Raw genomic sequence first — 23,797 nt, forward strand, 5'->3', positions numbered from 1 at the left:
GCCCAGCCTAGGCCCTGCCGTTGTGCGCCTTCGTCGGCGGACCACTGGCCAGACGTCCGGATCGGGACTTTGTCCTTTCACCCGTTGCGGGTCCGAGGTTGGCCGGCTGCGGGATACCCCGCCACGCGATGTTCATCACACGGGCGCGGCCCGTCTTTGAGCGCGGCCGAGCGCCTGGGGGACGTTGGGGACGGCGTTCCCGTACTACCGTGCGAGGGCAGTCCGAGATCGGAAGGACCAGCTTCATGCCCTTGTCGTACCCCCGGCCCCACCGGCCGAACCCCGCCCGCCGGCTCGCCGCCGCCGTCACCACGGCGCTGCTCGCTGCGGGTGTCCTGGTCGGTTGTTCCGGTGACGACGGGCCGCAGCGCGCCGTCGACGCCTTCCTGGCGGGCTGGCGCAGCGGTGACCTCCAGGCGGTCGGTCTGATCGACCCACTCGGCTCGAAACTGCCGTCGGCCGACGTGGCGCGCGAGATCAAGGACCTCTCCGGTGAGCTGGCGGCCACCCCGCCCACGCTGACGCGTCGCGGCGAGCCGAAGATCACGAAGGACATCGCCACCACGACAGTCCAGGTGGAGTGGGCCCTGCCCGGTCAGACCCGCTGGGCGTACGACCGGGAGGTGCGGCTCGCCCACGGCGACGACGACCAGTGGCAGGTGATCTGGGAGCCGACTGTGGTGCACGAGCAGCTCACCAAGGGCGACCGGTTGGCGCTGCGGCGCGACCCCGGTGCCCGCGCCGCGGTGCTGGACAACGCCGGAAAGCCGCTGGTGACCCCGCGCCCGGTGGTCCGGGTGGGTGTGCAGCCCAACGGGGTCACCGACATCAAGAAGCTCGTCAAGGACCTCGACGCGGCGTTCAAGGCCATCCGCCCGGCGCTGGTCCCCGGCGTCGACCTGGCCGACCTGCCCGACCGGGTGGCAAAGGCCGAGCCGGGCGCATTCGTCGAGGTGGTGTCGCTCCGCGAGGAGGCGTACCGGCAGATCAAGCCCCGGATCTACGACCTGCCCGGCACCAAGTTCGTCTCCGACAAGATCGACCTGGCGCCCACCCGCGAGTTCGCCCGTGCCCTGCTCGGCTCAGTCGACCCGGCGCAGGCCGACGACCTCGCCGCACACCCCGACCGGTACGTCGTCGGTGATCTGGTCGGGCACGGCGGGCTACAGGGCCGCTACGACGAACGACTGCGCGGCGGCCCCGGGCTGACAGTGGTGGTCGAGCGCCCGGCGGAGGGCGGCAAACTCGAACCCACCGGCGCCGAACTGTTCCGCCGGGAGCCCCAGCCCGGGCAGGCGCTGAAGACCACGCTGGACGTCGCCGTGCAGAACGCGGCCGACGGGGCACTGCGCGCCGAGTCGCGCCGATCCGCCCTGGTGGCGGTCCGGATCAGCGACGGCGCCGTGCTCGCCGCCGCGAACGGCCCCGGTCCGGCCGGGCAGAATCTGGCCTTCGACGCCCAGGTTCCTCCGGGCTCCACCTTCAAGATGGTCAGCACGCTGGGCCTACTGGACCGGGGCGCGGTCACGCTGGACGGGCCGGTGGACTGCAAGAAGACCTTCACAGTGGACGGCCGGTCCTTCAAGAACTCGGACAACTTCGAGCTCGGCTCGGTGCCGTTCCGCACCGACTTCGCCAAGTCCTGCAACACGGCGTTCGCCGCGCTGGCCCCGAAGCTCGGCGGCGACGGGCTGGCCGCCGCCGGTCGCTCGCTGGGCCTGGAGGGTCAGTGGGACCTCGGCACGGACGCCTTCACCGGCAAGGTCTCGACGGGCGGCAGCCTGGCCGAGCAGGCCGCCGCGTCGTTCGGGCAGGGCACCACGCTGGTCAGCCCGCTCGCCATGGCCGGCGCCACCGCCGCCGTCGCCCGCGGCCGCTTCGAGCAGCCGAAGCTGCTGCTCGACCCGGCGCCGGCCAAGCCGGCCCCGGCCGGCGAGCAGCTCAAGCCGGAGTCCGTCGCGGCGCTGCGCACGATGATGCGCGAGGTGGTCACCGCCGGCACCGGCAGCGCGCTCAAGGATGTGCCGGGCGAGGTGTACGGCAAGACCGGCACCGCCGAGTACGACGACAACCCGGCGCACACCCACGCCTGGTTCGTCGGCTGGCGGGGCGACGTGGCGTTCGCCGTCTTCGTGGAGAAGGGCGGGGCCAGCACCGCCTCGGCCGTTCCGATGGCGGAGCGCTTCCTCCGCGCCCTCCCAACCCCCTGACCCCACCCGGGGCCCCGGTGTCCGGCCACTCCCCCGGGGCCAACGCCCGACGCCGGGGCCGAGGGACGGGTCAGGCGCTGTCGGCTTCGTGCCTCTCGGGCGGGTTCTGCGTCGACGGGCCGGTGCGTCGGAGCAGACCCGGGCCGGCCGACGCCGGCGGGCCGACCGGTTCGCGCTCGACCAGGGGCGCGACACTGGTCGCGACGCCCGATGGCTCGGAGTGGGCCCGGCCGCCAGTGCCTGGTGACTCCCCCTCGGCCGGGGCGTCGTATGGCACCGCGCTCACCGACGGACCGACGCCCGGAACACCGACGCCGGTAGGCCCGCCATCGGCAGACCCGAGCGCAGCAGGCCCGACATCGGCGGGGTCGATGTCAGCAGGGGCGATGCCAGCGGGGAAATCACGCCGCGCAACCCGCTCAGCGCGGTCGAGCCCGTCAAGCCCAGCAAGACCGTCGAGCCGCCCGGCACGGTCGGGACGCTCGGCACGGTCGAGCCGCTCGGTGGCGGTCGCGGCCCGGCCGTTGCCGCGTCGGGGGGAGGGCGTGGGCCGGGCCGACAGCAGTCGGGGCGGCACCGCTTCCGGGGCGGTCACCGGTGCCAGCCCGGCGACCACCGTGTTGACGATCTCGGCCGCGTAGGAGCCGTCCGGGTCGTAGTCGGGGTCGAAGACGGTCAGCTCCACGCCGAGGCAGTGCGGGGTGTCGACCAGGCCGGCGAGCAGGATCTCCAGCTCGGCGAAGGCGATCCCACCCGGGTCGGGGGCGTCCACGGCGGGCATCACCGCCGGGTCGAGCACGTCCACGTCGATGTGCACCCAGTAGCCCGCGCAGTCGGCGAGTTGCTCGTGCGCCCACTGGGCGGTCCGGGCGGCGCCTTCGGCACGCAGCGCCGGCACCGGTCGGGTGGTGATCCCGGCTGCCTGGAGGTCGAGCCGGTATTCGTCCTGGGCGCGGATGCCGAGCACCACCACGTCGATGTCGCGGAAGTAGGGCCGGCGGCCCTCCAGCGCGGCCAGGTCGGCCTGCCCTCGCCCGGTGACCAGGGCCAGGTCCTCACCGGCGGCGGCGCCGACGTAGGAGGCGTTGCCGGGGTGCCGGAAGTCGGAGTGCCCGTCGACGAAGACCAGCCCGATCCGCCCGCCGACGGCCTCGCCGAGGCGGTGCATGGCCAGGGCCGAGCCGAGGAGCACTGAGCAGTCGCCGCCGAGCACCACCGGGAACTCGCCCCGGTCGATGATCGAGCCGATGCGTTCGGCGAGGGCCAACGAGTAGTCGGCGATCTCCCGGGCGTGGCACACCCCGTCGCCCGGTCGCCAGTCGCCCGGGTCGTACCGGGCGGGGGTCACGCAGCCGGCGTCGCGGGCGCGGAGCCGGGCCAGCAGGTCGTGGTCGCGCAGCGCCCCGGGCGCCTTGGCACAACCCGGGACCGACGTGGGTGTCGGCGGCCGTAGACCGAGATTTGTCGGCGCGTCGAGGACGGCGATCCGGCGCATCGTGAGCTCCCGTCCTCGGTGGTCGGGCGGGCCGGCCGGAACGCCGGCCCGCGCTGGCGTGCTACGAACTCAGAACAGGGCGCTGGCCAGGGCCCGACGCGCCGAGGCGACCGCCGGATCGTCCGGGCCGGCGATGGAGAAGAGCGAAACCAGGTGCTGGCGAACAGTCTCGCGGTCCTCACCGGCGGTGCGCCGGACCAGACCGACGAGCCGGGCGTACGCCTGCTCGGCCAGGCCGCTGAGCACCTCGATGTCGGCCGCCAGCAGTTGGGCGGCGACGTCGTCGGGGGCGCTCTCGGCGGCGGCCAGCGCGGTGGACGGGTCGGCGCCGGCCACCCGGCGGGCGACCCCGACCTGGGCCAGCCCCGCCGTGGCCGCGGCGTCCGCCGGGGCGTCGGCGAGGATCTTCCGGTACGCCTGCTCGGCGGCATCCAGATCGCCGCTCATCAGCGCGTCGTCCGCCTCGTCGAGCCGGGGGTCCTCCGGCTCGGCGACGGTCACGCCACCGGCCTTGAGGACGGCCTGGATCCACTGCCGCAGCTGAGCCTCGGGAACGACCCCGGAGAAGGCGTCAACCGGCTGGCCGCCGACGACCGCGTAGACCATGGGGACGCCCTGCACCCGGAACATCTGGGCGATTCGGGGATTTTCCTGCACGTCGACCCGGGCCAACACCCAGGTGCCGCCGCCCTCGGCGTTCAGCCGCTCCAGGACCGGGGCGAACTCGTCGCTCTCCGGGAAGCCGGCCGCACCGAAGAACACGACGACGGGCGTGGCCATCGAGCGTTCGAGCACGTCGGACTGGATGGTCGCCTCGGTGACGTCCACGATGGCGGTGTCACCGCCGGCGGTGGGCGCGCCGGGGGCGCCGTTGGTCGGGCCGCCCTGCGGGGGCGTGCCGGGGCGGGTACTTGCTGGTGCGGGGCCACGCAGCGTGCTGAGGTCGACCGCGCCGCGGGTGAAGATCGACGAGGTGATCCGTGGGTCGCTCATGGTTACCTAGTCTCGCACGTGAGCCCCCGATCTCAGCTCACCCGCAACCCCGACGTTGCAACTCTCACGCCCCCGTCCCCACCCCCGCGATCTTGCACATCCTGTCGCCGGTACGCCACATTTATGCCTTATGTCGGCGCAGAAACTGCAAGATCGGCGGGGTGGGGGTTGCGGGCAGGGGTTAGAAGCGGGCTGGCTCCCGGTAGGTGCCCCACTCGGCGCGCAGGGCGTCGCAGATCTCGCCCAGGGTCGCCTCAGCGCGGACCGCGTCGAGCATGGCGGGGACCATGTTCTCGTCGGTACGGCTCGCCTCGATCATCCGGGTCACCGCGCCGCGGACCGCCGACTCGTCCCGCGCGCCCTTGCGCTCGGCGAGCACTCGGCGCTGCTCCAACTCCACCTCGTGCGAGATGCGCAGGATCTCCAGTTCCTTGGCGACGGTGCCGGTGTGGCAGTTGACCCCGACGATCTTCTTGTCGCCCTTCTCGAGGGCCTGCTGGTAGACGAAGGCCGACTCGGCGATGTGCCCGGTGAACCAGCCGTCCTCGATGCCGCGCAGGATGCCCGAGGTCATCGGGCCGATCTGGTGTGGCCCGTCCCCGCCGAGCTGCCGGATCCGGGCGAAGATCTCCTCCGCCTCGGCCTCGATCTTGTCGGTCAACGCCTCCACGTACCAGGAGCCGCCGAGCGGGTCGGCCACGTTGACCACACCGGTCTCCTCCATCAACACCTGCTGGGTACGCAGGGCGATCTCGGCCGACTCGTCGGTGGGCAGCGCCAGGGTCTCGTCCAGAGCGTTGGTGTGCAGCGAGTTCGTGCCGCCGAGCACCGCCGCGAGAGCCTCGACGGCGGTCCGTACGACGTTGTTTACCGGCTGCTGCGCGGTCAGCGACACCCCGGCGGTCTGCGTGTGGAACCGCAGCCACAGGGCCTTCTCGCTGGTCGCGCCATAGACGTCGCGCAGCCAGCGGGCCCAGATCCGGCGGGCGGCACGGAACTTGGCGATCTCCTCGAAGAAGTCGAGGTGCGAGTCGAAGAAGAAGCTCAGCCCCGGCGCGAAGACGTTCACGTCGAGCCCACGCGAGAGACCCAGCTCGACGTAGCCGAAGCCGTCCGCCAGGGTGTACGCCAACTCCTGCGCGGCGGTCGAGCCGGCCTCACGGATGTGGTAGCCGGAGACCGACAGCGGCTTGTAGCGCGGGATCTCCCGGGCGCAGTACTCCATCAGGTCGCCGATCAGGCGCAGGTGCGGCTCCGGGTCGAAGAGCCACTCCTTCTGCGCGATGTACTCCTTGAAGATGTCGGTCTGCAGGGTGCCGTCCAGCTTGGACAGGTCGGCGCCCTGCCGCTCGGCGGCGACCAGGTACATGCAGAACACCGGCACGGCCGGACCGGAGATGGTCATCGAGGTGGTCACGCCGGCCAGGTCGATGCCGTCGAAGAGCGCCTGCATGTCGGTGGCGGTGTCGATGGCCACGCCGCAGTGGCCGACCTCGCCGAGCGCCTGCGGGTCGTCCGAGTCGCGGCCCATCAGCGTCGGCATGTCGAACGCCACCGAGAGCCCGCCGCCGCCGGCGCCGAGGATCATCTTGTAGCGCTCGTTGGTCTGCTGGGCGTTGCCGAAGCCGGCGAACTGCCGGATCGTCCAGGTCCGCCCGCGATAGCCGGTCGGATACAAACCCCTGGTGTACGGATACTCACCCGGCCATCCGATCCGTTCGAAGCCCGGATAGGTGGCGCCCTCCGGCGGCCCGTACACCGGCTCCACCGGCATCCCGGAGAGCGTGGTGAAGTCCGCGTCCCGCTTGCGTGCGGCGTCGTACCGGGCCTGCCAGCGCGCCCGTCCGGCGTCGATCTCGTCGGCGTCCATGAGCAGGGCTCCTCCTCGGGTCCTCGACTGCACGTCGAGTGTAAGGCCCCTACCTGAACGATCGCTAAGTCAGGCCCGTACCGACGAGTAACGGCGAGCGCCCGCGTCGACCCTGGAGTCGTGGTGGTGCACAAATCCCCGCCGTCGCCACAGGATGGCCACCACGACTACATGATCGACGTGAAAATCGGGTCAGATCGCGCCGCGCACCGTTCAGGCTGAGGGCGTGGTGGGGGTTTCGCTGATCGCCAGGTCGTCGACCCGGATGTTGACCTCATCGACCCGCAGCCCGAAGGTCTCGACCGCCTCGGTCACTCGAGCGCGCACCTGACCGCTGACCTCTGCCACCTGTCGACCGGCCTGGATCACCAACACCAGGTTGACCACTGCGGCGTCACCTGTCACGTGGGCAGAGCAACCCCGTCGGGCGTCACCCACCTGGTCCAGCCCGACCCGGTCGAGAACCGCGTTGAAGAATCGGGCGACGTCCCCGCCCAGGTCGGCCACGCCGGGCACCGCGCGGGCCGCCGCGACGGCGATCTTCTCGATCACCTCGTCGGCGACCTGCGTCGTCCCGCCAGCCGGCACCGACGCCCTGGTCAGCTCCCGCGTTGCTTCCAGGTCCACAGTCGCTCCTGCTCCTCACACCACCGAATCAGCCATAAGGTTGTTGGGCAGCTACGCCTCAGGCGCCGGCTGCCGCCCCCGGCTGGTTCAGCTCGATGTCGTCCACAGTGACGTTGACCTGGGTGACAGTCAGGCCGTACTTCTCCACGGCGTCGATCACCGCGGCCCGCACCGCCTCGGTCACGTCGGCCACGACGTGCCCGGCGTCGATCACCAGGACCACGTTGATGATGGCCGAGCTGCCCTTCACGTCGGCCGAGACGCCCCGCCGAGCGTCGCCCACCTCGTCCAGGCCGATCTTGTCCAGCACGCTGTTGAAGAAGCGCGACACGTCACCGCCGAGATCGGCGACACCGGGCACCGCGCGAGCGGCCGCCCCGGCGATCTTCTCCACGACCTCGTCGGAAACCGACGTGACACCCCGGGCCGCACCCGTCGCGGGCTGCACTGCGCCGGCGTTCTCCACCGCGTCCGTCATGATCACATCTCCCCTGGTCCCGGGTGCACTGTGGACCGATCGGCTCGTCAGCCCGCTTCGCGGAAGCCCCGCTCGCGGCCACGCGCGGCGAGCCTACTAAAACCGGAGCGACCTTCGCTTGCGGGCGTGCGGCGCACGGGCGACGGCGTCGGTCCGCACCGGACGGTGCCGATCGGGTTCCTCCAGGTGGACGCGCCGGCCGGCGGGTCGCGGGGTCAGCGCGCGAGCTGGGCGAGCAACTCGTCCGCCGCCGTGTACGGGTCGGTAACGCCCTCGGCAACCTTTGTGGCGAGCGTGGCCAACTCCGTACCGTCGCGCAGCGAGCCGATCCGGGAGCGGAGGGTGCCGAGCGCGATCGCCTCGATCTCGGCGGCGGCCCGCGCCTCCTGGCGGCGGCGCAGCTCGCCGTGCTCGACCAGCCAGCCCCGGTGCTTGTCGATGGCGGCGGCGATGTCGTCGATGCCCTCGCCCCGGGCGGCGACCGACCGGACCACCTGGGGCCGCCACTGCCCCGGCCCGCGCTCACCGAGCGCGATCATGCCCTGGATGTCACGGACGGTGGCGTCGACGCCGTCCCGGTCCGCCTTGTTGACCACGAACACGTCGGCGATCTCCAGGATGCCGGCCTTGACCGCCTGGATCGCGTCGCCCATCCCGGGTGCGAGCAGCACCAGCGTCGTGTCGGCGAGCGAGGCGACCTCCACCTCGGCCTGCCCGACGCCGACCGTCTCCACCAGCACCACGTCGCAGCCCGCGCCCTCCAGCACCCGAACCGCCTGCGGCGTGGCCGCGGCCAGCCCACCGAGGTGCCCCCGGCTGGACATCGACCGGATGTAGACGCCCGGATCGGTGGCGTGGTCCTGCATCCGCACCCGGTCACCGAGGATCGCTCCGCCGGTGAACGGGCTGGACGGGTCGACCGCCAGCACACCCACCCGGTGCCCACGCGCCCGCAGCGCGCGGACCAGCTCGTTCGTGGTGGTCGACTTGCCCACCCCGGGTGAACCGGTCAGCCCGACCACCTGGGCCTGCCCGGCGTACGGTGCCAGCGCCGCGGCGATCTCCGGCAACAGCGCGTCACCGTTCTCCACCAACGTGATCAGGCGAGCCACCGCGCGGGGGTCGCCGGTGCGGGCCCGCTCGACCAGCAGCGGTACGTCCCGGCTGCGGCGCACCGACGTGGTGCCCGCTGCCGGGACGTGCTCAGCCTCGCTCACTGCGCCATCCCCGTTCGCGACCGCGGGGCTCGCAGGACCGGCTCACTCCTCGCGCTCACTGGCTGGTCTCGGCCTTGCCCGGCACGTGGATGATCAGCGCGTCGCCCTGGCCACCGCCGCCACACAGCGCGGCAGCGCCGGTGCCACCGCCGCGCCGCTTCAGCTCCAGGGCGAGGGTGAGGACGAGACGCGCGCCGGACATGCCGATCGGGTGCCCCAGCGCGATCGCGCCGCCGTTGACGTTGACCTTCTCCGGGCTGATCCCGAGGTCCCGGGTGGACTGGACGCCGACCTGCGCGAACGCCTCGTTGATCTCGATGAGATCCAGGTCAGCGACGCTCAGGCCACCCTTCTTCAGGGCGTGGTTGATCGCGTTGGACGGCTGCGAGTGCAGGGAGTTGTCCGGGCCCGCAACGTTGCCGTGCGCACCGATCTCGGCCAGCCAGGTCAGCCCCAGTTCCTTCGCCTTGGCCTTGCTCATCACGAGCACCGCGGCGGCGCCGTCGGAGATCGGCGACGAACTGCCGGCGGTGATGGTGCCGTCCTTGGCGAAGGCGGGGCGCAGCTTGGCCAGCGACTGGACTGTGGTGTCCGGACGGATGCCCTCGTCCTCGGTGATCACCAGCGGGTCACCCTTGCGCTGCGGGATGACCACCGGGGCGATCTCGTCGGCGAAGTGGCCGTTCTTCTGCGCGGCGGCGGCCCGCTGGTGGCTGGCGGCGGCGAAGGCGTCCTGCTCCTCGCGGGAGATGCCGTGCTTGGCACCGAGCCGCTCGGTCGACTCGCCCATCGAGCAGCAGTCCCAGGCGTCGCTGAGCCCGTCGTGCGCCATGTGGTCCTTGACCACCACGTCGCCGTACTTGTAGCCGGTGCGCTGGCCCATCAGCAGGTGCGGGGCGTTGGTCATCGACTCCATGCCGCCGGCCACCACGATGTCGAACTCGCCGGCGCGGATCAGCTGGTCGGCCAGGGCGATCGCGTCCAGGCCGGAGAGGCAGACCTTGTTGATGGTCAGCGCCGGCACGGACATCGGCACGCCGGCCTCGACCGCCGCCTGCCGAGCCGGGATCTGACCGGTGCCGGCCTGCAACACCTGCCCCATGATCACGTACTGGACCTGGTCCGGGCTGACGCCGGCACGCTCCAGCGCCGCCTTGATGGCGATCCCGCCGAGCTTCGTGGCCGGGAGGTCCTTGAGGTTGCCCAGCAGCCGGCCCATCGGGGTCCGCGCGCCGCTGACGATCACCGAAGCCATGCCTGCCTCCGAAGGGGGTGCCGAGCTGTACGCCTTAACGATTGTTCGGCCAGACTAGCGCCATGGCAGAGAACTCCCCCGTCGAGCCCGGTGCGGACTACGTCACAGACATCGGACTTCGCAAGATTGACCACGTCGGGATCGCCGTGGCCGACCTGGACGCCGCTATCGACTTCTACCAGCGGACGTTCGGGATGCGCTGCGTACACGTGGAGACCAACACCGAGCAGGGCGTCCGGGAAGCGATGCTTGCCGTCGGGCCGACCACCGAGGGGGGCTGCGTGCAGTTGCTCGCCCCGCTCACCCCGAAGTCGACGATCGCGAAGTTCCTGGACCGCAACGGGCCGGGCGTGCAGCAGGTCGCGTACACGGTGGTGGACATCGACGCGGCCTGCGCGGCGCTCCGCGAGCGCGGCATGCGCCTTCTCTACGACGCTCCGAGGCGTGGCACCGCGGACAGCCGGATCAACTTCGTCCACCCCAAGGACGCCGGTGGCGTCCTCGTCGAACTGGTCCAACCCGCCGCCACCCCCCACTGACCCACCCACCCCTGCCCCGCCCACCCCTGCCCCGCCCTGCCCCCCTGCCCCGCCCTGCCCCGCCCTGCCACCCCCTGGTTGATCAAGAGGTTTGCGTCAGCCTGGGCCCCTCGAGTGACCGAAAGCTCTTGATCAACAGGGGGTGGCGACCGGCAGGGCCCGGTGCGCGCACGTCAGTGCGCGGTTGACGGGGTGGCTGGACACCTTCACGCATCGGCGGATGCAGTTTTTCACAGAGGACTTCCCGGCCTAGCTACCGTTCAGTAACGTCCGGCCCCACAGGAGCGCGACCGGTGCCGGATGTGTCGAATGCCGACATGGCGGTCGTGCCCACCGGCGCCGACGATGGCAGCACCCGGGCCCGTGCGGGTGCGGATGAACCGGAGGTCACCGTGCAGGACATCCTCGAAGCGATCATGGCGGCGGAGGAATCGAACGATCCGGACCGCGAACTCGCCGGCCTCGCCGGGCTGCCCGTACCGGAGACCTACCGGGGCGTAGTGGTCCGCGCCGAGGAAGCCCGGATGTTCGACGGTATGGCCACCCGGGACAAGGACCCCCGCAAGGCCCTGCACGTGCAGGAGGTGCCGACACCGGAGCTGGCGCCGGGCGAGGCGCTGATCGCGGTGATGGCCAGCGCGATCAACTACAACACGGTGTGGACCAGCATCTTCGAGCCGCTACCCACCTTCAAGTTCCTGGAGCGCTACGGCCGGGTCTCCGAGCTGACCCGCCGGCACGACCTGCCGTACCACGTGGTCGGCTCGGACGCGGCGGGCGTGGTGCTGCGCACCGGCCCCGGGGTGACCCGCTGGGCCCCCGGCGACGAGGTGGTCGCGCACTGCCTCTCCGTCGAGTTGGAGGACGCGGCCGGGCACGACGACACGATGCTCGACCCGCAACAGCGGATCTGGGGCTTCGAGACCAACTTCGGCGGGCTGGCCGAGCTGGCGGTGGTCAAGGCCAACCAGCTGATGCCCAAGCCGCGGCACCTGAGCTGGGAGGAGGCGGCCAGTCCCGGGCTGGTCAACTCCACCGCGTACCGGCAGCTCGTCTCGCACCACGGCGCCAACATGAAGCAGGGCGACGTCGTGCTGATCTGGGGCGCCTCCGGCGGCCTCGGTGGGTACGCCACCCAGATGGCACTCAACGGCGGCGCGATCCCGGTCTGCGTGGTGTCCTCGCCGGAGAAGGCCGAGCTGTGCCGCCGGATGGGCGCGGAGCTGGTCATCGACCGGGCCGCGGAGGGCTTCCGCTTCTGGAAGGACGAGGAGACGCAGGACCCGGACGAGTGGCGGCGCTTCGGCGAACGGATTCGCGAGCTGACCAGCGGCGAGGACCCGGACATCGTGTTCGAGCACCCGGGCCGGGAGACGTTCGGCGCCAGCGTCTACGTGGCCCGGCGCGGTGGGACCATCGTCACCTGCGCCTCCACGAGCGGCTTCCTGCACCAGTACGACAACCGCTACCTGTGGATGCACCTCAAGCGGATCGTGGGCAGCCACTTCGCCAACTACCACGAGGCGTGGCAGGCCAACCGGCTGGTCGCGCTCGGCAAGGTGCACCCGACGGTGTCCCGCACCTACCCGCTGGAGCAGACCGGCCAGGCCGCGTACGAGGTGCACCGCAACGCCCACCAGGGCAAGGTCGGGGTGCGCTGCCTCGCACCCACCGACGGGCTGGGCGTACGCGACGGGGAGTTGCGGGCCCGGCACGAGGACGCGATCAACCGGTTCCGGGGTCACTGACCGGCACCGCCGGCCCGCGGTCACCGACCGGCACCGCCGGCCCGGGGTCACCGACCGGCGTCCGGAGCGCCGAGGCGGGTCCCGGCCGGACGGTGGAACGCCGCATGACCATTGCGCTGATCGCTCATTGTTCTTCCGCCCCCATTAGCGGATAAGCCACCCGGATCGAACAAAGGGCCTCGGGGTAACCCCGGGGCCCTTTTCCGCGTCACGCTGCGTGGCGTCCGACCCGCCGGGACCTGCCAAGATCGCCGATTGGTCCAACCTCGCCGATCGCGGGAGTTGACCATGTAAAGAGGGCACGAAAGCTTCGCACCGCTCTTGCGAAGCACCCTGGGGCGTCTGCCAGTATGTCCCAATGCCCCAGCAGCAGTCCTCCCCTCTCGCGTTCTTCGATAACGCGAACTCGCAGCCAGATTTCACCGTTGGCCTGCGCGGATACAACACCCATCAGGTCGACGACTTCCTCGGCCGGATGACCGCCGCGCTGACCCAGTCCGAGCAGGCCCGTGCCGAGGCCGAGCAGCGGATGAACGACGCCCAGCGTCGGCTCCGCCAGGCCGAGCAGCGCATGAGTGCGCTGGAGCAGAAGCTCACCGAGACGAACAAGCAGCTCGAAGAGAACAGCCGACCCACCCTCTCCGGGCTCGGCACGCGCGTCGAGCAGATCCTCCGGCTCGCCGAGGAGCAGGCCAACGACCACCGCAACGAGGCCAAGCGCGAGTCGGAGGGCATCCTCTCCGCCGCCCGCCTCGAGGCCCGCGAGATCACCGACAAGGCCCGCGCCGAGGCCGCCGCCATGAAGGCGAGCGCCGAGCGCGAGGCGGGCAACCTGCGTACGGCCGCCGAGCGCGAGGCCGCCGAGGTCCGGGTGCAGGCTCGCCGCGAGGCCGACACGCTGCGCGCCGACGCCGACCGGGAGACCAAGCAGCTGCGTACGGTCACCGCCCACGAGGTGGCCGAGCTGAAGTCGACAGTCGAGCGGGAGGTCGCCACCCTGCGGGCCACCGCCGAGCGGGAGATCACCCAGCAGCGGGCGAAGGCCGCCCGCGAGGCTGAGGAGAAGCGCGCCGAGGCGACCAAGCTGCTCACCGACGCGCGGGACAAGCGCGACAAGGACCTGCAGGCCCTGGAGCTCCAGTTGGCCGAGCGGCGGGAGAAGGCCGAGCGCGAGGAGTCCGAGCGGCACGCCGCCCAGGTCGCCCAGACCCAGAAGATGGTCAGCGAGGCCGAGCAGCGTGCCCGGGCCGCGCAGGAGCGGGCCAAGGAGATCGAGCAGCGCGCCGAGGCGCGGCGGGTCGAGTCGGAGCGCAACGCCGCCGAGACGGTCGACAAGGCCAAGGCCCACTCGGAGAAGACCCTCAACGAGGCGAAGGCCGAGTCGCAGCGCCTGCTCACCGAGGCCCGCACCGAGGCGGAGCTGACCACGCAGGCCGCCCGCCGCGAGGTCGAGGATCTCACCCGGCAGAAGGACGCTGTCACGTCGCAGCTGGGTCAGATGCTCTCCGGCCTCGCCGGCATCGTTCCGGGAATGCCGGCGCAGGCCGCTCCGGCTGCCAAGCCGGAAGCAGCAAAGAAGACCGATGGCGGTCAGGAGCGGGTCCCCGCGGAGACCGCCGGCTGACGCGAGGCGTCAGGTCGGGGCATCGACGGCGCGAGGTGACACCGGGTAACCGGTGCCACCTCGCGCCGTATGCGTTTCCTAACCCCTGGTATTCGCTGACCGCAACGGAGTGAAGTAGGTCCCACAAGGCCCGTCCGTATCGCCCCAGCAGGGCCCGTTGCGTGTGAGGATGGGGGCATGTCGCACGGCGAGGAACTGTTCGCTCTCGGCGGGGACGTGACGACGGAGCCCAGCTTCGAGTCCGCTCTGCGGGGGTACGAGAAGAAACAGGTCGACCGTTATGTCGCACGTGCTGAGCACGAGATCGCGACCCTCGCCTCCGAACGGGAACAGGCGTATACACAGATCCACAAGCTCGCCGGCCAGGTCGAGGTTCTCCAGCGCGACCTGACCCAGGTGCGCAAGCAGATGAACGTGGTCGACCGGGCGTCGTTCCGGCATCTCGGCCCGCGGGTCGAGTCGATCCTCACTCTCGCCGAGGAGCAGGCGGAGCAGATCCTCGGCGACGCGAACGGGGAGATCGAGGCCCGTCGTGCCGCGGCCGAGAACATCGTCGAGGAGGCCCGCGAGCAGGCCGCGCGGGCTCTGAAGGACTTCGAGATCGCCCTCGCCGCCCGACGCGCGGAGGAGGAGCGGCACAGCGCCGCGCAGCGGGCCGAGGCGGACGCGGCCCTGCGGTCGGCAAAGGACGAGTCGGCGCAGTTGCGCAAGGCCGCGCAGGACGCTCTGGCGAAGGCCCAGCAGGAGGCCACCCAGCTGCGGGATTCCGCCAAGGAGATCCACACCCGGGCTCAGCAGGAGGCCACCAAGCTGCGCGAGACGGCCCGCGAGACGCTGGCCAACGCCCGGCAGGAGGCCAGCGATCTGCGCGATGCCGCCAAGGAGGTGCATGCCAAGGCTCTCCAGGAGGCCAAGCGGCTCACCGACACGGCGACCGAAGCCGGGCGGGCCACCCACGCCAAGGCGCAGCAGGAGGCCAAGCAGATCATCGACGACGCGTCGATGGCCGGGCGGGCCACCCGCGCCAAGGCACAGCAGGAGGCCGAGCGGCTGACGACGCAGGCCACCGAGTCGGCGAAGCGCAGCCGGGCCGAGACCGAGGCGTACGTGCAGCGAATGCGCACCGAGACCGAGGCGTACGTGCAGCACACCCGGGCGCAGACCCAGCAGGAGCTGGGCGCGTGGCGGGCCGGGGTGGAGCAGGAGGTCAACTCCCGTCGGGAGGCGGCCGACCGGGAGTTGGCGCAGCGACGGTCCGCGGCCGAGCAGGAGTTCGCCAAGCGTCGCGACGAGCTGGACAAGCAGCACACGGCGCGCCAGCAGGAGCTGGAGGCCGGGCTCGTCAGCCGTCAGCAGGAGCTGGAGAGCGGGTTCACCACCCGTCGGGACGAGCTGGAGACCGAATACTCCGGTCGCAAGAACGAGCTGGAGACCGAGTACACGGCTCGCAAGAACGAGATCGAGCAGGGCGCGGCCGGCGTCCGGCAGGCGGCCGAGCAGGACGCGGCGGCGCTGCGCCAGCGGTCCGAGGCGGAGGCTGCCGAGCTGCTGAGCCAGGCCGAGGCCGAGGCCAGCGACAAGCGCCGCAAGGCCGACGAGCATGTCGCGGCGTCCCGGCGGCAGTTCGAGGAGTACGCGGCTACCACGCAGCAGCACCTGGCCACCACTCAGCAGCACCTGGCGGCGACCCAGCAGGAGTCGGCGGCGGGCCGTCAGCAGTTGGCCCAGGTGATGTTGGAGATCGCCCAGGCCCAGCAGCAGTTGGCGGATCTTCGGCAGGAGACCTGGAAGGCCCGGCAGGAGTCCGACGAGTTCCAGCGGCAGATGTCGGAGCTGCGGTTGCAGAGTGTGGCCGGTCCGATCGACGGCCCGACCGCGCCGGCCGGCGACGCCAGCGCGAGCGAGGGCGTGCCCGGTGGTGGGGACGACGGCGTGAACGTTGCCGCCGGCGCGGCCTCCGGGCCGGGTACGGGCACCGGGCTGAAGACGGAGCCCGCCGACACCAGGCAGCCGGTGAACGGCGGTGCGGACGAGTCCGGCCAGTCCACGAGCCGGCCGGTAGCCGAGCCGGTGACCACAGTGGACGGCGGCACGGCGAGCGCCGGGGTGGACGGGGAGCCGACAGTGGCCGCCGTTCCGGGCGAGGGTGGCCGGGGCGCCAAACCCACCAAGATCACTAGCACCGGTGAGAACGGCAAGCGACCCACCAAGCCGACCACCGACGAGCGCAGCGCCAAGCCCAGCAAGGTCACCATCGAGAAGGAGTGACGGGCACCCGCCCGTCGAAGCTTCGAAATCTTGGACACTTTCCGTCATCGGCTGACGGAAAGTGTCCAAGATTCATTTCTGCGTCGGGTGGCGCAGGGGCGCGGTGGGGGTCCAGCCCGCAGCGATGAGGGCGCGGCGGACGGTGTCGGCGACCTCGTCCGGGCGTGCGCGGACCAGCCAGGCCGGGAAGCGCAGAATCCGGTCGCCGTCGGTCCACACGTCGTTCTGCCGACGCATGTCGGCCGCCCACTGCTTGGCGTCCATGTGGTGTGCGCCGTCGATCTCCACCTGCACCCGCCACTCCCGCCAGTACGCGTCCAGCCAGCGGTTCCGGCCGGCCGCGTCGACCCGGTGTTCCTGCAGGTCCGGAGCGGGCAGCCGGTGCCTGCGGCACAGCCGCAGGAAGTCGATCTCCGAGAGCGCCTGTGCGCCGCCCGCGATGTCGCTGATGGTCTGCCCGATCAGCCGCCGACGGGGGGCCCGAGGGAGGACGTCGAGCACCGCCTGCAACTCCGCGGGCAGCACCCGGCGTTGCTGGCAACCGGCGGCCAGCACCGACTGCGCCTCGTCCACGCCGGTCGCCCAGCCCGCCGCGTCCACCAGGGCCCGCGCCGTCGTGGTACGCGGTGGGCGGGCACGTTGGAGATGGGCCTCGGGGAGGACCGTCGTGCGGTGGACCAGGACGGCGGGCATGTCGATCGGAAGTCGACGCAGGGTGGTCCGCGCGGCACGGCGGGCTGCCGGCACCAGCACGTGCAGCGGCTCGCGTCGCAGTCCCCGTACCCCGGCTTCGGCAGCGGCGGACACCCCGGCGAGCACCGCCCCCGGCCCGGCCGCCAGCACCGCCACCCAGAGTTGTTGGTCGCGGGTGAGCCGACCGTTGCCGGCCAGCAGGATCCCGCGGCAGACCGACCGCCACCGACCGGAGCGAATCCGGCCCCGCACCCGCCCCTCGCTGAGCAACCCGGCGACCTGCGCGGTCGTCAGCACGCCCGCCTGCTCGAAGGCGAGCCAGTCGAGTGCGTCGGCGTCGTCGGCGGGCAGCATCCGGACAGCTTTCGCCCTTGAGCGCCGCCCCACCACCAGATCTTGGACAGTTTCCGTCAGGCCGTGACTGTGCTGTCCCGAGACATGTGTCAAGGGGAAGTCCCGATAGATGTGTCAGGTGTTGTTGATCAGGCTGCTCGGGTGAGGCTGATGTAGGTCCGGTCGGGGGCGAGGTGGAAGTGGCCGAGGGGTTGGCCGTCGTGGTGGTAGATGGTGATCCGGTTTTGGTCGCGGATGGCGGTGACGGTGGCGCCGGCGTGGGTGGTGCCGACGCTGGTGCGGTGTCCGGCGACGGTGATGGCGCCGGTGCTGCCGACCCGGCAGCGGTGCAGGGTGGCGTCGGTCTGCATCGGGAGGCTGGCTGGCCCGCCGAGGCTGGGCGCGTCTGTCCATGCCTGGGCGGGGGTGGCGCGTTGTGGCAGGGCGCTGTGGCGTCGTTGGGTGTTGTAGTAGCGGCGGTAGACGTCCAGCAGGTTCTGCAGCTCCGCGCGGGTGCTGGGGGTGGGTTGGGTGCTCAACCATTTCTTGAGGGTTTGGTGGTGGCGTTCGACCTTGCCGCAGGTTTGCGGATGGTAGGGGCTGGAATTGATCGGCCGGACATTGTGGTCCAGGAGGCACTGGACGAATGTGGAGATCGATCCGGGCCGGGTCAGTCGGCTGGTGAACGCGGTGCCGTTGTCGGACAACACGATCGCCGGGGCGCCGTACTCGTCGAACGCCTGCCTGACCGCGGTGACCGCGCCTTCGGCGGTCTCCGCGATCGTCGTGTAACAGCCGACGAGGGTTCGGGTGCAGTCGTCCAGGACGTCGAAGACCGCGGCGAGGCTGCCGTCGGCGAGCCGAACGTTCGTGGCGTCGATCTGGTAGCAGTCCCGGGGCCGGGCGTAGACGAACCGCCGAAACGAGCTGCGCGGCCGTTTCGCCGGGTTCCGCTCCAGCAGGTCATGCCGGGCCAGGACCCGGTTGATCGTCGACCTTGACGGCACCCGCCACACCGCACCGGTAGCGGCATGCACCTCGATCAGGGCATCGCGGATGAAGTCAGCCCCGTTGTCCAGGCCGAGTTCGACGCGCAGCTTGCAGATCCAGGCGTCCAACTCCGGTGGCGTCACCCGCGGACTGCTCCGCGGCCGCCGGGACCGCTCATGCCACTCGCCCACGTCCCGGATCCGCGCCTGATGCCGGTACACGGTACGGACCGACACCCCATGCTCACGCGCGAACTCGGCCGCGTTGATCCGCACTCCAGCAGCCAACTGCGCATCGAGCAGATTCATGACATGCCGCCGAGAAGCCATGCCCGGCACCATGGACCAGCACGCCCAAGATCCCCACCAAGTGACACATGTATCGGGACTTCAACACTGACAGATGTCATGGGACTGAATAGTCAGGCCGTGACGGAAACTGTCCAAGATCTGCACGGATTCGGCGGGGCCCGGACGTCGTCCGGGGTGGGTGGGGTCCGCGTCGAACTCCGCCTCGCAGCAGCCGGGCGTCCGCGCAGGGCCACGGCCGGCCGTCGGTCCGGCAGCACCACGCGGGTCGCAGCGGGATGGGCGGCGTCCGCGCGCCGCAGGGTCGGACAACCACGGGGTACGACCCGAGCCACTGGGGCCGTGGGTCCCGCTTTCCGGGCCGTTCAATCTGGCCCGAGGCGCCGACGGTGGTTGGGTGGGGCACATGGAGCATCAGATTGACGGTCTCGTAGTCGATGGCGACCAGGAGGTGGCTACGCTGCTGGCGCGTTGGGAGATGATCAGAAACGGTGCGTTTTCTCGCCGCCAGTCGATCGAGCTGATGAAGGAAGTTGTGACCTCATGGACCTGACCGGCGCGTTCTGGCGCACGTCCAGCCGTAGCGGCAACGGAGAGTGTGTCGAGGTGGCGGACAACCTGCCCGGGGTCGTGGGGGTGCGGGACAGTAAGGACCCGGCTGGCCCGGTGCTGGTGTTCGCGCCCGCCGCGTGGCGGGCGTTCGTGGCCGTCGCCCGTCGTCCGACGGCCTGAGCCGGGAGGTCCCTGGTGCCACAGCACGACCCGTCCGGCGATGAGCCGAACGTGACCCCCGGTCCCCCGCCAGCCGAAACCCCACAGCCGGCGGAGACGCCACCGTCGGCGGAGACGCCACCGTCGGCGGAAGCGCAGCCGTCGGAGGCGCGGGCGGCATCGTCGCCGGCAACGCCACCGCCGGTGCCGGTCCCCGTTCCGGGGGTCGACCCGGAGGAGCCGCCGGCGGTCCCGTCCGGAAAGTTCGGCACACCGGGGCGGCCACTGCGCCGCAGCAGCTTCCTGCTCGGCTTCACCGGTGCGCTGGGCGTGCTGCTGGCGTACACCCTCTATCTGGGGATTCGCAATGCCGGCGGCATCCTCGTGCTGGTGGTGATCGCGCTCTTCCTCGCGGTCGGCCTCAACCCGGCGGTGGTCCGACTGGGCCGCTGGGGTGTGCCGCACGGCCTGGCGGTGGCGGGGGTCGCCCTGACGGTGGTGCTGCTGCTCTGCGGCGGCGTGGTGGCGTTGGTCCCGCCGATCGTCACCCAGTCGGGGCAGTTCATCGACCAGATCCCGAGCCTGCTCGACGAGTTGCGCCGCAACCCGACGGTCAATGACCTGGTGGAGCGGTACGACGTGGTGGAGCGGGTGCAGGGCGCGGCCAACGCGGAGACTGTCGGACGGGCGCTCGGCGGGGTGCTGGGCGGCGCACAACTGATCTTCGGCACGGTGTTCCGGACGCTGACCGTGCTGGTGCTGACCATCTACTTCCTGGCGTACTTCGACAAGCTGCGTTCGCTGGGCTACTCGTTGGTGCCCCGGTCGCGGCGGCAGCGGGTGCAGCTGATCGGCGACGAGATCCTGGCCAAGGTGGGCTCGTACATGGTCGGCGCGCTGAGCATCGCGGTGCTGGCCGGCGCGACCACCTTCGTCTTCGCGCTGATCGTCGACCTGCCGTACCCGTTCGCGTTGGCAGTGGTGGTCGCGGTGACCGACCTGATCCCGCAGATCGGCGCAACCCTGGGCGCGGTGATAGTGAGTCTGGTCGGCTTCGCCGCCGACCTGCCCACCGGCATCGCCTGCGCGGTCTTCTTCCTGATCTACCAGCAGGTGGAGAACTACCTCATCTACCCGAAGGTGATGCGGCGTTCGGTGGAGGTCAACGAGGTGGCCGCCTTGCTGGCCGCGCTGCTCGGGGTGGCGCTGCTGGGTGTGGTGGGCGCGCTGATCGCCATCCCCACCGTGGCCGCGCTGCAACTGATCCTGCGCGAGGTGGTGCTGCCCCGCCAGGAGCGCCGCTGAGCGGCGGCCGGGCCGGGAACGGGCGGGTCAGTCCGCCTTGGTGGCGGCCGGGCCGGGGACGGGGGTGTCGGCGAAGGCGGCCACCGTCCGGTCGGCGTACGCGCTGACGTCGCCGGCCTCCATCGGGCCGTCCCAGGTCGTCGGAAGCGGCACCTCGACGGCTGGGTTGACCCGCCGGACGATCTCGTCGAGCACCGTCTCCGCGTCGCCCACCCACAGGTGCTTGGCGCCCGGCACCCCGACCACCTCGGCCTGCGGCACGGCGGCGAACCGCTCCCGCGCCTCGGTGGGACGCAGGTAGTCGTCGAACTCCGGCACCAGCGCCACCAGCGGCCGACCCGAGTTGGCCCAGGTGGCCAGGTCCTCGGGGGCGGAGAAGCGCAGCGGCGGGGAGAGCAGGATCGCCCCGGCGATCGTCGGGTCGCAGCCGTACTTCAGCGCCAGGTCGGTGCCGAACGACCAGCCGACGAGCCAGATGTTGGGCAGCTCGGCGAACTCCGCGTACTCGATGGCGGCGGCCACGTCGTACCGCTCGCCCACCGCGCCGTCGAAGGCTCCCTCGCTGGTGCCGCGCACGCTGCTGGTGCCCCGGGTGTTGAACCGCAGCACCGCCAGGTCGGCCAGCGCGGGCAGCCGCCAGGCCGCCTTGCGGAACACGTGGCTGTCCATCATTCCGCCGTGGGTGGGCAGCGGGTGCAGGCAGACCAGGGTGGCCACCGGCGGCCGGTCGGCCGGCAGGGCCAGCTCACCGACCAGCCGCAGACCGTCGGCGGTGTGCAGCTCGATGTCCTCCCGGCGGCCGGGCAGGATCGACGACGCGCGGATCGCTGTGCTCACCACCCAAGTCTGTCGCGAAGTCGCCGCCGCCGCCCGCCCAGGCACGAACAGGGTGACCCAGGTCGCTCAGTAGCGCGGGGAGCCCCGGCCACGCTGCACCGCCGGGCCGCGCCGCTCCCGGGCCCGCCAGCAGCCGCTGTGCCAGTGCCGCCGGTCGGTCAGGTCACCCAGGCCGTCCGCCGGCCAGGCCACCAGGTGGGCCACCCCAGGTGGGATCTCCTGGTTACAACCGGGGCAGCGGTACGTCTTGACCGACGCGCCAGCGCCGATGCCGCGTACCTGCCAGGCGCCGTCGGTCCACTGCTGCACCGAGGCGACGCCCTGGCGGACCCGGTCGGCGTCCAGGTTGGCGTTCTCGTCCCGGCGAGGGCGGTTGCGACGGGGGCTCACAGCCACCAAGGTTACGGTCACTCCCAGCTGGCCGGCTCGCCACGGTCGTCGGCGACCCGGAGCCCCGCCGATAACCGTGCTGACCTCCGCGTCGTGGGCGACCGGTCAGCGGTGCGAGTGGTCGCGGAAGCCGCGGCGGGTCTTGCGGCCCAGGTAGCCGGCGGTGACCAGGTGCTCCAGCAATGGCGCTGGCGCGAAGCCCGGCTCGCGCAGTTCCAGGTACAGCTCGCGCTGGATGGCCAGGGAGACGTCCAACCCGACCACGTCGAGCAGCTCGAACGGGCCCATCGGGTAGCCGCAGCCCAACTTCATGGCGTGGTCGATGTCGTCGGCCGTCGAGTAGCTGGCCTCCAGCATCTTCACCGCGTCGTTCAGGTACGGGAAGAGCAGCGCGTTGACGATGAAACCGGACCGGTCGCCGCAGACCACGCCGGTCTTGCCGAGCGCGGCGCAGACGGCGCGGGCGGTGGCGGTGGCCTCCGGGGAGGTGCGGATGGTGCGGACGACCTCGACCAAGGGCATGACCGGGGCCGGGTTGAAGAAGTGCAGCCCCACCACGTCGGCCGGCCGCTGGGTGGCCATCGCCACGTCGATCACCGGCAGCGACGAGGTGGTGGTGGCCAGCACCACACCCGGCTTGCAGATCTCGTCGAGGCTGGCGAAGAGGGCCTTCTTGACGCTCAACTCCTCGACGACCGCCTCGACCACCAGGTCGACGTCGGCGAGATGGTCGAGCGTGGCGGACCAGCTGATCCGGCCCAGGGCGGCGTCCCGGTCGGCCTCGGCGAGCTTGCCCCGCACCACGCCCTTGTTCAGCGAGGTCTTGACCGCCTCGCAGACCTTCGCGGACTTCTCCATGCCACGGGTCACCGAGACGACCTCGTAGCCGGCCTTCGCGAAGACCTCGATGATCCCGGTGGCCATGGTCCCGGAGCCGACCACGCCGACCTTCGCGATGGCGCGCGCGCCGTCGGCGAGCGCGGCGTCAGTGGCCAACGGCGTCGCCTCGTCCGGTACGACAACCGGGGAGCCGGGCCGCTCGTAGGTGTAGAAGCCCCGGCCCGACTTCCGGCCGAGCAGCCCCGCCGTCACCATCTGCTTGAGCAGCGGCACCGGGGCGTGCCGGCGGTCCCGCCCGCCGCGCCGGTACATGGTGTCCAGGATCTCGTACGCGGTGTCCAGACCGATCAGGTCCATCAACGCCAGCGGGCCCATCGGCAGGCCGCAGCCGAGCTTCATGGCGGCGTCGATGTCCTCCCGGGTCGCGTAGTGCGACTCGAACATGGCGACCGCGTGGTTCAGGTAGCCGAAGAGCAGCGCGTTGGCGATGAAGCCGGCCCGGTCGTTGATGGTGACGTCGACCTTGCCGAGCCGGGCGCAGAGCGCCTCAACGTCGGCGACCACCTCGGGTGCGGTGACGACAGTGCGGACCACCTCGACCAGCTTCATCACCGGGGCCGGGTTGAAGAAGTGGATGCCGATCACCTGGTTGGGTCGGCTGGTGGCGACCGAGATCTCGGTGACGCTCAACGACGAGGTGTTGGTGGCGAGGACCGTCTCCGGTCGGCAGACCCGGTCCAGCTCGGCGAAGATCCGCTGCTTGAGGTCCAGGTGCTCGGGCACCGCCTCGATGACCAGGTCGACGGAGTGCAGCGCGTCCAGCCCGACAGCGAAGTGCACCCGCTCGTGCAGGGCGTCGCGGTCCGCCTCGGCGAGCTTGCCCTTGGCGACCGCCCGGTCGGTGGAGCCCTTCAGTGTGGCCCGGCCGCGCTCCAGCGCCGGCGCGGAGATTTCCACTGCCACCACGTCGATGCCGTTGCGGGCGAAGACCTCGACGATGCCGGCACCCATGGTGCCCAGCCCCACCACACCAACGGTGCTGAACTCGCGCGCCACGACCGGCCTC

19 protein-coding genes and 1 pseudogene are annotated in these 23,797 nt (G+C 71.4%); 8 read left to right on the plus strand and 12 right to left on the minus strand.

The genetic code is table 11. The features are described 5' to 3' along the window. The first annotated feature begins 245 nt into the window (after positions 1-245). Complete coding sequence (locus OHB44_RS28525) at positions 246-2,210, plus strand: penicillin-binding transpeptidase domain-containing protein (protein WP_330438864.1); 1,965 nt, start codon at positions 246-248, stop codon at positions 2,208-2,210. A gap of 533 nt (positions 2,211-2,743) precedes the next feature. Here OHB44_RS28525 and OHB44_RS28530 read toward each other — a convergent pair. The 7 genes and pseudogenes from OHB44_RS28530 to OHB44_RS28560 form a co-directional block, all read right to left on the minus strand. After that, positions 2,744-3,705, minus strand: a pseudogene (locus OHB44_RS28530) (arginase family protein); the annotation flags it as partial. A 69-nt stretch (positions 3,706-3,774) separates the two neighbouring features. Continuing rightward, on the minus strand, positions 3,775-4,698 hold the full coding sequence (locus OHB44_RS28535) for a tetratricopeptide repeat protein (RefSeq protein WP_238687327.1): 924 nt from the start codon (positions 4,696-4,698) through the stop codon (positions 3,775-3,777). A gap of 181 nt (positions 4,699-4,879) precedes the next feature. Then, on the minus strand, positions 4,880-6,568 hold the full coding sequence (locus OHB44_RS28540; protein ID WP_266304566.1) for an acyl-CoA mutase large subunit family protein: 1,689 nt from the start codon (positions 6,566-6,568) through the stop codon (positions 4,880-4,882). Between the two features lie 213 nt (positions 6,569-6,781). After that, complete coding sequence (locus tag OHB44_RS28545; RefSeq protein ID WP_330438865.1) at positions 6,782-7,195, minus strand: Asp23/Gls24 family envelope stress response protein; 414 nt, start codon at positions 7,193-7,195, stop codon at positions 6,782-6,784. A gap of 58 nt (positions 7,196-7,253) precedes the next feature. Next, positions 7,254-7,673, minus strand: a complete 420-nt coding sequence (locus tag OHB44_RS28550) for an Asp23/Gls24 family envelope stress response protein (protein ID WP_238687330.1) — start codon at positions 7,671-7,673, stop codon at positions 7,254-7,256. Between the two features lie 215 nt (positions 7,674-7,888). After that, positions 7,889-8,890, minus strand: a complete 1,002-nt coding sequence (gene meaB / locus OHB44_RS28555) for a methylmalonyl Co-A mutase-associated GTPase MeaB (protein ID WP_330438866.1) — start codon at positions 8,888-8,890, stop codon at positions 7,889-7,891. Positions 8,891-8,945: 55 nt separating this feature from the next. Next, positions 8,946-10,145 (minus strand): acetyl-CoA C-acetyltransferase, encoded by a 1,200-nt coding sequence (locus tag OHB44_RS28560; RefSeq protein WP_238687332.1) that lies wholly within the window; start codon positions 10,143-10,145, stop codon positions 8,946-8,948. A 62-nt stretch (positions 10,146-10,207) separates the two neighbouring features. On the opposite strand from OHB44_RS28560, the gene mce reads away from it, so the two are divergent. The 4 genes from mce to OHB44_RS28580 all read left to right on the plus strand — a co-directional run bounded on the left by mce (position 10,208) and on the right by OHB44_RS28580 (position 16,324). Then, positions 10,208-10,684: a methylmalonyl-CoA epimerase gene (mce, locus tag OHB44_RS28565; RefSeq protein WP_238687333.1), complete on the plus strand. Its 477-nt coding sequence runs from the start codon at positions 10,208-10,210 to the stop codon at positions 10,682-10,684. Positions 10,685-11,076: 392 nt separating this feature from the next. After that, a complete protein-coding gene (gene ccrA, locus OHB44_RS28570; RefSeq protein WP_330441290.1) occupies positions 11,077-12,432 on the plus strand; it encodes a crotonyl-CoA carboxylase/reductase in 1,356 nt (451 codons plus the stop codon). Positions 12,433-12,790: 358 nt separating this feature from the next. After that, positions 12,791-14,056: a DivIVA domain-containing protein gene (locus tag OHB44_RS28575; RefSeq protein ID WP_238687334.1), complete on the plus strand. Its 1,266-nt coding sequence runs from the start codon at positions 12,791-12,793 to the stop codon at positions 14,054-14,056. A 177-nt stretch (positions 14,057-14,233) separates the two neighbouring features. Then, positions 14,234-16,324 (plus strand): hypothetical protein, encoded by a 2,091-nt coding sequence (locus OHB44_RS28580; protein ID WP_330438867.1) that lies wholly within the window; start codon positions 14,234-14,236, stop codon positions 16,322-16,324. A 72-nt stretch (positions 16,325-16,396) separates the two neighbouring features. On the opposite strand, the gene OHB44_RS28585 is transcribed toward OHB44_RS28580, so the two are convergent. Further along, complete coding sequence (locus OHB44_RS28585) at positions 16,397-17,371, minus strand: endonuclease domain-containing protein (protein ID WP_266304562.1); 975 nt, start codon at positions 17,369-17,371, stop codon at positions 16,397-16,399. Positions 17,372-17,499: 128 nt separating this feature from the next. Continuing rightward, positions 17,500-18,669 (minus strand): DDE-type integrase/transposase/recombinase, encoded by a 1,170-nt coding sequence (locus tag OHB44_RS28590; protein WP_330437513.1) that lies wholly within the window; start codon positions 18,667-18,669, stop codon positions 17,500-17,502. Between the two features lie 160 nt (positions 18,670-18,829). On the opposite strand from OHB44_RS28590, the gene OHB44_RS33540 reads away from it, so the two are divergent. The 3 genes from OHB44_RS33540 (at position 18,830) to OHB44_RS28605 (ending at position 20,664) form a co-directional block, all read left to right on the plus strand. Beyond that, positions 18,830-19,201 carry a Scr1 family TA system antitoxin-like transcriptional regulator gene (locus OHB44_RS33540; protein ID WP_442932631.1) on the plus strand — a complete coding sequence of 124 codons (372 nt, stop codon included), beginning with the start codon at positions 18,830-18,832 and terminating at the stop codon, positions 19,199-19,201. Next, positions 19,192-19,380: a DUF397 domain-containing protein gene (locus OHB44_RS28600; protein ID WP_266304561.1), complete on the plus strand. Its 189-nt coding sequence runs from the start codon at positions 19,192-19,194 to the stop codon at positions 19,378-19,380. Before OHB44_RS33540 ends, OHB44_RS28600 begins: the two co-directional genes overlap by 10 nt. A 183-nt stretch (positions 19,381-19,563) precedes the next feature. After that, positions 19,564-20,664: an AI-2E family transporter gene (locus OHB44_RS28605; RefSeq protein WP_238687472.1), complete on the plus strand. Its 1,101-nt coding sequence runs from the start codon at positions 19,564-19,566 to the stop codon at positions 20,662-20,664. A 27-nt stretch (positions 20,665-20,691) separates the two neighbouring features. Here OHB44_RS28605 and OHB44_RS28610 read toward each other — a convergent pair whose 3' ends face one another. The 3 genes from OHB44_RS28610 to OHB44_RS28620 all read right to left on the minus strand — a co-directional run bounded on the left by OHB44_RS28610 (position 20,692) and on the right by OHB44_RS28620 (position 23,787). Then, a complete protein-coding gene (locus OHB44_RS28610; protein ID WP_330438868.1) occupies positions 20,692-21,501 on the minus strand; it encodes an alpha/beta hydrolase in 810 nt (269 codons plus the stop codon). Positions 21,502-21,567: 66 nt separating this feature from the next. After that, the gene (locus OHB44_RS28615; protein ID WP_330438869.1) at positions 21,568-21,897 is read right to left on the minus strand and encodes a hypothetical protein; all 330 of its coding nucleotides are present in this window, start codon (positions 21,895-21,897) and stop codon (positions 21,568-21,570) included. Between the two features lie 99 nt (positions 21,898-21,996). Further along, positions 21,997-23,787: a 3-hydroxyacyl-CoA dehydrogenase family protein gene (locus OHB44_RS28620; protein ID WP_238687339.1), complete on the minus strand. Its 1,791-nt coding sequence runs from the start codon at positions 23,785-23,787 to the stop codon at positions 21,997-21,999. Between the last annotated feature and the right edge of the window lie 10 nt (positions 23,788-23,797).

Origin of the sequence: Micromonospora sp. NBC_00821 (assembly GCF_036347035.1) — a bacterium.
In the GTDB taxonomy this organism is placed as follows: domain Bacteria; phylum Actinomycetota; class Actinomycetes; order Mycobacteriales; family Micromonosporaceae; genus Micromonospora; species Micromonospora hortensis.